The following is an 11584-nucleotide window of genomic DNA, read 5'->3' on the forward strand; positions in this document are numbered from 1 at the left end:
TCCCGCTCTGCCCGCCCGGAGCGGTGCGGCGGGTGGTGCCGCCCCGCCCGAGCCGGTCAGCCGGTCGCGGTGGGGTCGGCGACCTGGCCCAGGAAGAGCGGGACCAGCGTCGGCCGGTGGACGATCGCGAAGGCGAACGGCCGGTCGGCGCGGAACACGGCCTCCGCGGGCGGCAGCGCGGCGGAGGGGAACGCCAGACCGGTCACGGCGGCGGCCTCGGTGCCCCACTCGTCCACGGTGATGTTCGCCGTGTGCGCCGCCCGGTCCAGGAAGAGACCGTCGGCGATGCCGGAGTAGCCGGTGCTCCTCAGGCCGAGCCGCTCCAGCGGCTCCTTCAGGTCCAGAGCGGTGGAGAAGTCCCACCGGGGCAGGGCGACTTCGACCCGGGTCCTCTCCAGCCGCCCGCCCAGCCGGGTGAGCTCCTCGGGGGCGAGCCGGTCGCCGACGGAGCCGCCCGCCTCCGGCAGGACGACCCACATGGCCAGCTCACTCCCGGCGTAGGCGAGTTCGACGGCCTGCCAGCCCGGTCCGCTCGCGTAGGGGAGTTCCGCCTCCACACGCATCAGGTCCGCGCGCACCACCGTGCCGTCGGCGCGGGTGAAGGGGGCGGCCTCCTCCGGCGGGCCGGTGAACGGGACGGTCCAGTCGGCCTTCAGATAGAGCGCGTTCGCGATCACCAGCCTGGTGCGGGGGTCCAGCCGGTCGAACACCTTCTTGACCCGCCCGGCGGTCTGCTCCTCGGCCCAGGCGTCGATGGCCCCGGCGGCGTCCGAGGTGAAGTCGACCTGACGTGCGCCGGTGCCGTACTCGGCGGCGAGCGTGCGCAGGAACCCCGCCCCGACGTCCAGGCCGTCCTGGACGAAGAGCCCGGAGGCCAGCCTGACGACCGGCGGCGACGCCTCGGCCTCCCGCGCGTCGCGCGGGGCGTCCCGGTCGGGCGCGGGAGGGGCTTCATCGGTGGTGGCGATCACCCGGGACAGCGTGTTGAACGCCGCGTGGGGCCCTCCGGCGGGAAACCGAAGACCTCGTCCAGCTCGGCCCCGGTCGCGGGGTCCGCGCCCGCCCGCGCCATGCCGTACGCGTGCGCGATGCTCAGCGGGGACAGCACCGTGTTGACGCCGGGCTCGGCGGTGGAGGTGAACAGGGCGTGGCCGAACGCCGCCAGGCCGGGTCGCAGGTTCGCCACCGGCGGCCCCGGCCCCGGTCCGGCGTAGAGGTTCCGCTGCACCCCCTCCGCGGTGACCAGACGGGACCCGGACGGGCCGCACGCCGCGAGGGCGGCGACGGCCAGCAGTGCGGTGAACAGGCGACGGTACATGCCTTCACAGACGTTCCGGACACCGGAGCGGTTCAGCGGCCGGACGCGTGGTGACGGCAGGTCACGACAGGTGACGGTGCGAGGCGAAGGCCGTGAATCCCTGGTGCCGAGGGCGGAGGGGCGTCTAGGTTGTCGATCATTCAGTAGTCGACTCCCCCCGAGGAGGGCCTCCGTGGCCGACAGCTCTCCGCCCCCCGCCGGACAGTCCATGATCGACACCACGGTCTCCCACTCGGCCCGCATCTGGAACCACTGGCTCGGCGGCAAGGACAACTACCCGGTGGACCGCGAGGTCGGGGACCGCTTCTCCGAGATCTTCCCGGACATCGTCGAGATCGCCCGCGGGTCCAGGGCCTTCCTCTCGCGGGCCGTGGAGTATCTGGCCGGAGAGGTGGGCATCCGGCAGTTCCTCGACATCGGGACCGGATTGCCGACCGTCGACAACACCCACGAGGTGGCGCAGCGGGTGGCGCCGGACGCGCGGATCGTCTACGTCGACAACGATCCGATGGTCCTGGTGCACGCCCGGGCCCTGCTCGTCGGCACCCCCGAAGGCGTCACCGAGTACATCGACGCCGACCTGCGCGAGCCCGAGAAGATCCTCGAGGCCGCGCGGGGCACCCTGGACTTCGACCGGCCGATCGCCCTCATGCTGCTGAACATCCTGGGCCACATCCCCGACCTCGCCGAAGCCCGCTCGATCGTGGCGCGGCTGGTGGACGCCCTGCCCTCCGGTAGCCACCTGGTGGTCGCCGACGGCACCAACGTCATCCGCGGTGAGGAGTTCGAGGCGGCCATCGCCGTCTGGAACAGCAGCGGATCGGTTCCGTACGTCCTGCGCCACCCCGATCAGATCGCCGGGTTCCTCGACGGTCTGGAGCCGGTGGAGCCCGGTGTGGTCTCGTGTCCGCTCTGGCGGCCCGACGTCCTGGACCCGGACCTCACCCGGGAGGTGGACGAGTTCGGCGCCGTCGGGCGGAAGCCGTGACGGAGGCGGGACGGAGGCCGCCGCGGAGCACGGTGGAGATCGATCGCTGCGGAGTCCTCAGTCGCCGAAGGCGCGGCGGTAGGCCGACGGCGAGGTCCGCATCGCGCGGGTGAAGTGGTGGCGGAAGGTCACCGGGCTGTCGAAGCCGACCGCGGTGGCGACCTCCTCGACCGGGACGGAGGTGGACTCCAGCAGGGGCAGGCTGGCCGCGATCCGCTGGGAGATGACCCAGCGCAGCGGGCTGGTCCCGGTCTGGCGGCCGAATCGCCTGATGAAGGTGCGCGGCGACATGCGCGCGACCCCGGCCAGATCGGAGACCGTGATGGGTCCGGCGAGGTGGCCCAGGGCCCAGTCCATCGCGCGGGCCACCGCGTCGTCGTCCTCCACGGGCGCGACCGCCGCCTGCACGAACTGGGCCTGCCCGCCGTCGCGGTGCGGCGGGATGACCAGCCGGCGCGCCACCGTGTTGGCCACGCCCGCGCCGTGGTCCCTGCGCACGAGGTGGACCAGCAGGTCCAGCCCGGCCGCGCTGCCCGCGCTGGTCAGCACGTCGCCGTCGTCCACGTAGAGCACGTCCGGCCGCACCCGGACCGAGGGGAACCTCCGCTGGAGCAGCTCGGCGTACCTCCAGTGGGTCGTCGCCTCCCGCCCGTCCAGCAGGCCGGCGGCCGCCAGCGCGAACGCCCCCGAGCAGATCGAGACGACCCGCGCCCCCCGGTCGCGCGCTGCCCGCAGGGCCGCCACCACACCGGGGGAGACCTCGCCCCGCACGTCCGGCACCCCCGGGACGATCACCGTGTCCGCCGCGGCGAACACCTCCAGCCCGTGCGGGGCCCGCATGGTGAGCCCGCCCGCGACCCGCAGGTCCGCGGGGCTCTCCGCGCAGACCGCGAGCTCGTACCAGGGCACGTCCAGCTCGGGCCGGGGAAGCCCGAAGATCTCCACCACGCACCCCAGCTCGAAGGGGGCCATGCCGTCGAAGGCCAGCACGGAGACGGCGCGGCGCGCGGCACGCGGAGCCGGGGAAGGAAGGGGAAGCGCCATGGCGGGATCTTAGCGATGGACGGCGTTCACGCCACTGGTGGCGTCGTGCGGGACGCGGCAGCATTCTCCCCATGTCCGCAGTCACCGCAGTCCCCGCCGCCGCGAACGCCGCGGCCCTCGCCCACTTCGCCGCACGCCTGGCGTTCGAGACCGACGCGTCCGACGTCGCCGCCGACCTGGCCGCCGGCGTGCCGGGCATCGTCGTGGTCGACTCCCGCAGCCTGGAGAGCTGGAACCAGGGCCACATCCAGGGAGCCGTCCACCTGCCCACCGCCGAGATCGCCGCCCGCGCCGCCGAGGTGGTGCCCGTCGGGGCGACCGTGGTCACCTACTGCTGGGGCCCCGGGTGCAACGGCGCCACCCGCGCCGCCCTGGAGTTCGCCCGGCTCGGCCACCCGGTCAAGGAGATGCTGGGCGGCTTCGAGTACTGGGCCAGGGAGGGCTTCCCGGTCGAGACCGCCGACGGCGTCTCCCGCCGCCCGGCCGACCCCCTGACCGCCCCGGTCTCCGGCGTCTCCTGCGCTTGCTGACCCCGCCCCGCCGGGCAGGGCACGCCCGGCCCGGCGTCTCCGGCACGGGACGGGATCACCGCACCCGGCACGGGACGGGCCCGCGTCCGGGAGGAGGCGGGCCGGGCGTGCTCAGGACGGGATCGGGAGGCGGATCGGCTCCAGTCCCTCGGGCTCCTTGCCCGGGTAGGCGCCGCTCAGCATGGTGGCGACCGTGTAGAGGTGCCAGGCCGTACCCGGCTTCTTCACGACCGGGTCGGCGAAGAGCCTGCGGACCTCGTCGGGCCTGACGATGGGGGCCAGCAGGTCGAGGTGGGCCAGGACGTGGTCGCGGAGCACGGCGCTGAGCGCCTCGCCCGGACTGGTCCTCCAGCTCCAGCCGCCCCCGGTCTTCGGCGCGGTCAGGAATCCGGGCCTGCGCTGCCACGGGTAGTACCTGCGGTTCTCGGTGAACCGCCACGGCTTGCCCTCGATCGGCACGTGCCGCAGCCGGGGCGCGAACGTCACGATCAGCTCGTGGATGACCTCTTCCGAGAGACGCCACGACTGGTCCAGGGCGAGCGCCGCCCGGACCACCCGGTTGTCGAGGAAGGGCCGCACCGGGTCGCCCCGGCGCAGCGAGCCCGCCCGGGCGCTCGCCTGCCAGCGGCCGACCTTGTACCAGAGGTACATGTGGTCGAGCGCCTCCATGGCGTCCGGCCGCTCCTGCCACGGCTTCGCGAGGGCGCGGGCGTGCTCGTTGGCCTCGTCGGTGAAGAGGGCGACGTCCTTGGCGAAGAAGGTGGTGTCGATCCGCTTGCGCAGGGCCTTGTCGCTCAGGTCGCTCTGGAGCAGCAGCAGGCTCCCGGCGCGCAGGGTCTCACCGCTCTGCCCCGACATGGTCGGCTTGGCGCTGTAGGGCAGGTAGGTCACGATCGACTCGTAGGCCGAGGTCATGCCCTCACAGGTGCGCAGCGTCTCGTAGGTCCGCGCCAGCGGGTGCTCCACCAGGACCGCGTCCTTCTTCTCGGCGCGGGCCGGCGGGATCACGGTGTGCCCGACCCCGAGCTCGTGGGCGATCCGCCGGGCGAGGACCACGTCCGGGTGGTCGTCGAGCCCGTTCGTCGTGGCCCGGAACGGCACCTTCGCGGCATGCAGCAGGGCCGCCAGCACCCGGGTGTCCCGGCCGCCGGTCAGCGCCAGGTTCACCGGCTCGCCCGCCTCGCGCAGCGGCGCCACGGTCGCCAGCAGCGCCTCGGCCAGTTCCCCGACGAGGGCCTTGCGCCGGCGGCCCGAGGCGGGTGCGGGCTCGGCGGCCGGGAGCGGGACCGGGGCGACCGTACGGCGGCCGCCCCGGAGGGTGATCGTCGACGACGGCGGCAGCGCGGAGACCCCCGCGTAGGGCGTCTCGTCGGAGAGGAAGAAGCCCTGGCGGATCATCGTCTGCAGCGCGGGCACGTCCCAGGCGACCCGGTCGCCGCCGCAGGCCAGGTGGACCAGGAGCGCACGGCTGCCGACCACGTGCAGGTCGGGGGTCTCGGCGTGGAAGACCGGGCAGACCCGGTTGATCGCGGTGGCCGCGGAGAGCTCGCCGGGGGTCGCCCGGAACACCGAGAAGCATCCGCCGACGGCGTCGGTGCGCAGCTCGGGGGCGTGCGCGAGCCGCTCGACCTCCCGCGGCTCGGCCAGGTGCCCGTTGATCCCGGTCACCCGGTCGGGCTCGGTGAACAGGAGCTCGGGGCGCCGGGAGTCGTCGGGCTCGTTGGTCCAGGCGAACAGGGAGACGCCGGGCCGGTGCCACTCGCGGGCCCGGATGACCTCCGGGGGGACCGGGAACGCGGCGTCGATCGCGCCTCTGACGGTGTGCAGCACCGCATCGGGGATGCCCGCCTGGGGATCCTTGGCCGCCAGTCCGAGATACACGCGCATGGTCCTGGATCATATGTCGTGTTTTTCCACGACAACCCGAGGTTCGGGGAACGACGGGCGTCGCGACCTGACCGCCTCCGCGTGCGGTTGGCCGCGCGGCGGGTCCGGCGGGCGGGATCCGGGACGGCGCGGTTCGAGCGCACGCCCGGGCCCGTGGACGGAACCCGGCGGGCGGGACCCGGGACGGCGCCGCCCGGGCCTGTGGACGGGACCCGGCCCGGAAGGGCCGATCACACGCCGGACACGGTTCGCGCTCGCTTGGGTCAAGCGCCCGGCGCACGCGGCGGGGGCGCCGTCATAGACGGTGACGCGCATCCCCTGGAGGCGACATGAAGATCCGCCCGCCCGCCATCATCCTCGCCGTGATCGCCCTGCTGCTCGCCGCCGCGTGCGGCGGGCCGTCGTCGGAGAGCGGCACCAGCAAGCCCGTCGGAGAGCCGAGGATCCAGCAGGGCGAGGCCGCCGCCTCGCCGGAGCGGCCGGCGGGCCGGGAGGCCGAAGCCCCGGAGCCCGCGGAGACCGGCGCTCCCGAGGAACGCGACTCCGCTCCCGGGCAGGTCTCCACCTTCGCCCTCGACGTGGACACCGCCTCCTACGGCCACGCCAGGCGGATCCTCACCGAGGGCGGCCGGCCCGACCCCTCCCAGGTCAGGCCGGAGGAGTTCGTCAACTCCTTCCGGCAGGACTACGCCGAGCCCGGCGGGGACGGCTTCACCGTGCACCTGGACGGGGCTCGCCTGCCGGGCAGCGGGACCGCGCTGGTCCGGGTCGGCCTGCAGACCCGCGGGGCCGACCCGGAGACGCGGCGCCCGGCGAACCTGACCTTCGTGGTGGACGTGTCCGGCTCGATGGCCGAGCCCGGACGGCTCGACCTGGTCAGGGAGTCGCTGCACCGGCTCGTCGACCAGCTGGGGCCGGGGGACCAGGTCGCCGTCGTGGCCTTCAGCGACGAGGCGGAGACACTCGTCCCGATGACCCCGGCCACCGGCAGGGCCGAACTGCACGCGGCCGTCGAGCGGTTGACCGTACGGCAGTCGACGAACCTGGAGGCGGGACTGACCGCGGGTTACGCCGAGGCGGCCCGGACGTTCCGGTCGATGGCCACCAACCGGGTCATCCTGCTCTCCGACGGCCTGGCCAACACCGGTGAGACGAGCTGGCAGGGCATCCTGAACCGGGTCAAGGAGTCCGCCGGAAGGCGGATCACCCTGCTCTGCGTCGGGGTCGGCCGCGAGTACGGCGACGCGCTGATGGAGCAGCTGGCCGACAACGGCGACGGCGCCGCCGTCTACGTCGGCTCGGCCGACGACGCGCGCGAGGTCTTCGCCGAGCGGCTCACCACGACCCTCGACTTGCGGGCTCGCGACGCCAAGGCCCAGGTCGCCTTCAACCCCTCGGTCGTGGAGTCCTACCGCCTCATCGGTTACGAGAACCGGGAGCTGGCGGCCGAGGACTTCCGTGACGACGCCCGGGACGGCGGCGAGATAGGGCCGGGCCACTCGGTGACGGCCCTGTACCGGGTGAGGCTGCGCGCCGGGGCGTCCGGCCAGCTGGCGACGGCGACCGTGCGCTGGCAGGACCCCGACACCCGCCACCCCGCCGAGGCCAGCCGGTCGCTGGACGAGGGCGACCTGTCCGGCGCCCTGTGGGAGGGGACGTCGCCCCGGTTCCAGGTGGACGTGGTGGCCGCGTCCTTCGCCGAGCACCTGCGTTCCCGTGAGGCGACGGCCGGCCTCGGCCTCCGCGAGCTCGGCGGGCACGCGGCCCGTCTGGCGGAGACGACCGAGGACCCGATGGTGACCGAGCTGGCCCGCCTGATCGACCGGGCCGCGGCGCTCGGGTAGCACCCCGCCGGAAGTCGCGACCGGTGCCCCCGCCGGGAGCGGGGGCACCGGTCGAGTCCGGCGGTTACGGGGTGCGGGCGATTGTCCTATACACTGGCGTGGTGCCGCTGGGGTGAACGCCCCGAGCGCGCACCGAGGGGCTATGGCGCAGCTGGTAGCGCGCCTCCATGGCATGGAGGAGGTCTGGGGTTCGAATCCCCATAGCTCCACTCGGGGACGTTCTTGAGACGGTCCGAAAGAAGTTGACGAGATCCCCTCCGATCGGCTCGACCGGGCGGGATCTCGCGTTCTCACCGCCCGGTGCGCCCATCCGGCGCGGGGGGCGTCGCGCACGGCCCGGCCACGCCCCGGCTCACCGGTGAACCGCGCGGCGGCCTCGCCCTCCAGCCGGCCCGGCGGCAGGCGCCGCCCGCACAGCACGAGGAGCAGGTCCTGGGCGAGGCCGCGGACCGGAGTCCCCGCCCCGTGGCTCCAGTCGAGATCGGTCGCCCGCAACGCGACCCCCGACAGGTCCGTGCCGAAGAACGCGATGTTCTTCGGCCGCACTCCGGCCAGGACCATGGCGACCCGTTCGACGGGGACCCGGCGGTCCAGCCCCAGGCCCACCGTGATGTCCAGCCCGTGGATGACGTCGTGCGAGAGCGCTCCGAGGACGCCTCCGCCGGGAGGCGTCCACGGGTGCGCGACGTTGTCCCGCAGCGACGCGAGGAGTCTTTCGGGCGGCAGTCCGGCGGCGTCGCGGCGCGCGCACCGGTCGGCCATGCGGTTGACGTCCCCGCGCGCCCTCACCAGTTCCGCCAGCGTCCGCCGGAGCGAGGCCCGGAAGGGCATCGTCGTGTGGGCGACGACCTCGCGCACCCTCCAGCCCTCGCACAACGTGGGCGCGTCCCACTGCCCGGGTCGCAAGGCGGCGAGCAGGTCGGCCTGCTCGCCGCGTTCGGCCGCCACCGCGGCCCGCAGGCGCTCTTCGTTCATCTTCCGTCTCCTGTCTCCGGCGCGCGGGCCCGCCGCGCGCTCTCCGCAGGGGATACGGCTGCGGAGCCGGAAAGTCATCGGTCGCCGCCCGGTGTGTCGGTGGCGGCGCCTACGGTCGGGGGATGGTGGAGACGTCGACCGGTGGGGGCTCCCGGCTGGAGCCGTTCCGGACCGAGCTGACCGGCTACTGCTACCGGATGCTGGGCTCCGGCTTCGAGGCGGAGGACGCGGTGCAGGAGACGATGCTGCGTGCCTGGCGGTCGTTCGACCGCTACGACGAGCGGCGGGCGTCGCTGCGGACCTGGCTCTACCGCATCGCCACCAACGTCTGCCTCGACATGCTGCGCAGCGCGCAGCGCCGGGCCCTGGCCATGGACCTCAGCCGGGCGGCGGACGCCGGGACGGGCATCGGCGCGCCGCTGCCGGAGCGGGTCTGGATCGAGCCGGTTCCGGACGGCCTCGTGCTGCCGGCGCACGGCGATCCGGAAGAGGCGGCCGTGCGGCGCGAGACGATCCGCCTGGCGTTCGTCGCCGCGCTGCAGCATCTGCCGCCCCGGCAGCGGGCGGTGCTGATCCTGCGTGACGTGCTCTGCTGGAAGGCCGAGGAGGTCGCACGCCTCCTGGACGCCACCACCGCATCGGTGACCAGCGCGTTGCAACGGGCGAGGGCGACGCTCAGAGCGGTCGGCGTCCCGCCGGGCGAGCCGTTCCGGCCGTCCGATCCCGCGCAGCGCGAGCTGCTCGCCCGCTACTGCGCCGCGTTCGAGCGGCACGACGTCGCCGCGCTGGTCGCCTTGCTCCGCGAGGACGCCACGATGTCGATGCCGCCCTTCGCCTGGTGGCTCCGCGGCCGTGACCGGATCAGGCAGGCGCTGCTGGACCCGGAGGCGTCCTGCGAAGGCGCACGTCTCGTCCCGGTCGAGGCGAACGGCTCGCCGGCGTTCTGGCAGCTGCGGCCCGGCCCCGACGGTTCCCGCACGCCGTTCGGACTGGTCCTGCTGGACGTGTCCGACGGGCTGATCAGCGGCATCACCGTGTACCTCGGCGCCGAGCGGCTGATCCCGCTCCTCGGCCCTCCGGCCGTCTCCTCCCGGCGGCCGGGGACGTCCGCGCCGGACCCGGCACGGTCCCGCCGGGGAGGTGCCGGCGCGATCCCGGGGCCTCGCCCCGGTGGGGCGCCTCAGATGCCGAACGGCGCGGCGTAGCGGACGGTGCCGCCGGGCGATGGCCGGGGGCGGCCGGAGAGCGCATCGGCGCTCCGGCCGCCCTTCCCCGTTCGCCGTCCGGGCTCAGACGTGGTGGGGCTCGGGGGCCTCGTCGAGGACCTTGGGCACGCCCCGCAGCGCGAACAGGGACGCCACGGCGAGGACGGCGAGGATGCCCGCCCCGGTGAGCACGGTCGTCTGCAGAGCGTCGACGAACGCCCGCCGCGCGGCTCCGGCGACGGCTCCGGCGAGCTCCCCGGGCAGCGTCGCGGCGGTGGCGAGCGCGCCGCCGAGCGTGTCGCGGATCTGGTCGGCGGCCCCGGCGGCAGTCCGGCGGGCAGTTCCAGCCCGCCGCGGTAGGCGCTGCTCAGCACGGTGCCGAGTACGGCGATGCCCAGCGCGCCGCCCATCTCGCTGGCGGTCTCGGAGATCGCCGCGGCGGCTCCGGCGCGCTCCCGGGGCGCCGAGGCGATGACGGTGTCGTTGACGACGGCGAAGGTCAGCCCGATGCCGGTGCTGGTGAGGATCATCGTGGCGGCGAGGTAGGGGTAGTGGACCTCGAGGCCCACCTGGCTGTAGAGGGCGAACCCGGCCGCGGCCAGCGCCATGCCCAGCGCGACGGTCCGGGCGCGCCCCATCCGGGTGATCAGCGGGGCCGCGGCCGATCCGCCGATCGCGGCCCCCACCCCGCCGGGCAGGCCCGCCAGGCCCGCCGCCAGCGGCGACCAGCCCAGGACGAGCTGGAAGTACTGGGCGAAGAGGAGGGACATGGCGATCATGGCGAACATGGCGACGAGCGTGGAGCCGACCGCGGCGGAGAACGCGCGGTTGCGGAAGAGCCGCACGTCGATGAGCGGCTCGGCCAGCCGGGCCTGCCTCCGGACGAACACGGCCAGCGTGACGACGCCGACCGCGGCCGCCGCGATCACCGGGGTCTGGCCGACGCCCCCGTGCGCGGCCTCCTTCAGCGCGTAGACGACCGCGACGATCCCGGTGAAGGACAGCGGCACGCTCACCAGGTCGATCCGGCCGGGGTGCGGGTTGCGCGACTCGGGCAGCACGGCCAGCCCCGCGACGAGGATCACCGCGACCACCGGCAGGTTGATCAGGAAGACCGATCCCCAGAAGAACTCGTTCAGCAGGGCGCCGCCCACCAGCGGGCCGAGGGCGAAGCCGGCCGCGCCGATGCTGCTCCAGATGCCCACCGCGGTGGTCCGCTCCGTGGAGTCGGTGAAGACGTTGCGGATCAGCGAGAGGGTCGACGGCATGATGGTGGCTCCCGCGACGCCCAGCAGCGCCCGCGCGGCGATGAGCAGTTCGGGGGTGGGGGCGTAGGCGGTCACCAGGGAGGCGGCGCCGAACGCGGCCGTGCCGATCAGCAGCAGCCGCCTGCGCCCGATCCGGTCGCCCAGGTTGCCCATGGTGACCAGCAGCCCGGCCAGCGCGAAGCCGTACACGTCGGCGATCCACAGCTGCTGGGTCGCCGACGGGGCCAGGTCCTCGACCAGCTTGGGAACGGCGAGGTGGAGTACGGTCAGGTCGACGGAGAGCATCAGCATGGCCAGGCACGCGATCACGAGCGTGCCCCACTTGCGGGAGTCGTTTCTCATGCCGTCAGCGTCGGCGACGGCGCTGACGGATCACCGACCGAGCGCTGACGGACGCCGATCGGCGGCTGACGGATCATCGGCCGAGTGCGGACAGGTGCTCGCCGATGACGGTGAGCGGCGTCGGCCGCGACGCGGCGCCGAGGGCGGGCCTGTCGCCGCGGGCGGCTTCGACGCCCCGCGCGT

General features: G+C 74.4%; 9 protein-coding genes, 1 tRNA gene and 1 pseudogene. 5 read left to right on the top strand and 6 right to left on the bottom strand.

Going from position 1 to position 11584, the window contains the following annotated elements; translation table 11 throughout:
* Nucleotides 1–56: 56 nt before the first annotated feature.
* The gene (locus ACWJ6R_RS19480) at nt 57–971 is read right to left on the bottom strand and encodes a serpin family protein (RefSeq protein ID WP_449063593.1); all 915 of its coding nucleotides are present in this window, start codon (nt 969–971) and stop codon (nt 57–59) included.
* Nucleotides 968–1318 carry a serpin family protein gene (locus ACWJ6R_RS19485; protein ID WP_449063594.1) on the bottom strand — a complete coding sequence of 117 codons (351 nt, stop codon included), beginning with the start codon at nt 1316–1318 and terminating at the stop codon, nt 968–970. The genes ACWJ6R_RS19480 and ACWJ6R_RS19485 overlap by 4 nt, the downstream gene beginning before the upstream one ends.
* A 208-nt stretch (nt 1319–1526) precedes the next feature.
* On the opposite strand from ACWJ6R_RS19485, the gene ACWJ6R_RS19490 reads away from it, so the two are divergent.
* Nucleotides 1527–2306, top strand: coding sequence for an SAM-dependent methyltransferase (locus ACWJ6R_RS19490; protein ID WP_449063601.1), 780 nt, complete (start codon nt 1527–1529; stop codon nt 2304–2306).
* 57 nt (nt 2307–2363) lie between these two features.
* On the opposite strand, the gene ftrA is transcribed toward ACWJ6R_RS19490, so the two are convergent.
* Entirely contained in the window at nt 2364–3350 is a 987-nt protein-coding gene (gene ftrA, locus ACWJ6R_RS19495) for a transcriptional regulator FtrA (protein WP_449063595.1), read from the bottom strand.
* Between the two features lie 71 nt (nt 3351–3421).
* On the opposite strand from ftrA, the gene ACWJ6R_RS19500 reads away from it, so the two are divergent.
* Nucleotides 3422–3880: a rhodanese-like domain-containing protein gene (locus ACWJ6R_RS19500; protein WP_449063596.1), complete on the top strand. Its 459-nt coding sequence runs from the start codon at nt 3422–3424 to the stop codon at nt 3878–3880.
* Between the two features lie 111 nt (nt 3881–3991).
* Here the strand turns inward: ACWJ6R_RS19500 and ACWJ6R_RS19505 are convergent, their stop codons facing one another.
* A complete protein-coding gene (locus ACWJ6R_RS19505) occupies nt 3992–5767 on the bottom strand; it encodes an asparagine synthase-related protein (protein WP_449063597.1) in 1776 nt (591 codons plus the stop codon).
* Between the two features lie 329 nt (nt 5768–6096).
* Between ACWJ6R_RS19505 and ACWJ6R_RS19510 the strand changes: the two genes are divergently transcribed.
* Nucleotides 6097–7611 carry a YfbK domain-containing protein gene (locus tag ACWJ6R_RS19510; protein ID WP_449063598.1) on the top strand — a complete coding sequence of 505 codons (1515 nt, stop codon included), beginning with the start codon at nt 6097–6099 and terminating at the stop codon, nt 7609–7611.
* 136 nt (nt 7612–7747) lie between these two features.
* Nucleotides 7748–7820: transfer RNA gene (locus tag ACWJ6R_RS19515), tRNA-Ala, on the top strand.
* Nucleotides 7821–8028: 208 nt separating this feature from the next.
* On the opposite strand, the pseudogene ACWJ6R_RS19520 reads toward ACWJ6R_RS19515, so the two are convergent.
* A pseudogene (locus ACWJ6R_RS19520) lies at nt 8029–8664 on the bottom strand (maleylpyruvate isomerase family mycothiol-dependent enzyme); the annotation flags it as partial.
* Between the two features lie 44 nt (nt 8665–8708).
* On the opposite strand from ACWJ6R_RS19520, the gene ACWJ6R_RS19525 reads away from it, so the two are divergent.
* Nucleotides 8709–9791 (top strand): sigma-70 family RNA polymerase sigma factor, encoded by a 1083-nt coding sequence (locus tag ACWJ6R_RS19525; protein ID WP_449063599.1) that lies wholly within the window; start codon nt 8709–8711, stop codon nt 9789–9791.
* On the opposite strand, the gene ACWJ6R_RS19530 is transcribed toward ACWJ6R_RS19525, so the two are convergent.
* Nucleotides 9767–11401, bottom strand: coding sequence for an MFS transporter (locus ACWJ6R_RS19530; RefSeq protein ID WP_449063600.1), 1635 nt, complete (start codon nt 11399–11401; stop codon nt 9767–9769). The two genes, ACWJ6R_RS19525 and ACWJ6R_RS19530, sit on opposite strands and share 25 nt — an antisense overlap.
* Nucleotides 11402–11584: the final 183 nt, after the last annotated feature.

The organism is Planomonospora algeriensis (assembly GCF_977012225.1).

Excerpts from the sequence above, each read along its gene's own strand:
- ACWJ6R_RS19485 (WP_449063594.1), bottom strand. The coding sequence starts at position 1,318 with ATGTACCGTCGCCTGTTCACCGCACTGCTGGCCGTCGCCGCCCTCGCG.
- ACWJ6R_RS19525 (WP_449063599.1), top strand. The coding sequence starts at position 8,709 with ATGGTGGAGACGTCGACCGGTGGGGGCTCCCGGCTGGAGCCGTTCCGG.
- ACWJ6R_RS19490 (WP_449063601.1), top strand. The coding sequence starts at position 1,527 with ATGATCGACACCACGGTCTCCCACTCGGCCCGCATCTGGAACCACTGG.
- ACWJ6R_RS19505 (WP_449063597.1), bottom strand. The coding sequence starts at position 5,767 with ATGCGCGTGTATCTCGGACTGGCGGCCAAGGATCCCCAGGCGGGCATC.
- ACWJ6R_RS19530 (WP_449063600.1), bottom strand. The coding sequence starts at position 11,401 with ATGAGAAACGACTCCCGCAAGTGGGGCACGCTCGTGATCGCGTGCCTG.
- ACWJ6R_RS19500 (WP_449063596.1), top strand. The coding sequence starts at position 3,422 with ATGTCCGCAGTCACCGCAGTCCCCGCCGCCGCGAACGCCGCGGCCCTC.
- ftrA (WP_449063595.1), bottom strand. The coding sequence starts at position 3,350 with ATGGCGCTTCCCCTTCCTTCCCCGGCTCCGCGTGCCGCGCGCCGCGCC.
- ACWJ6R_RS19510 (WP_449063598.1), top strand. The coding sequence starts at position 6,097 with ATGAAGATCCGCCCGCCCGCCATCATCCTCGCCGTGATCGCCCTGCTG.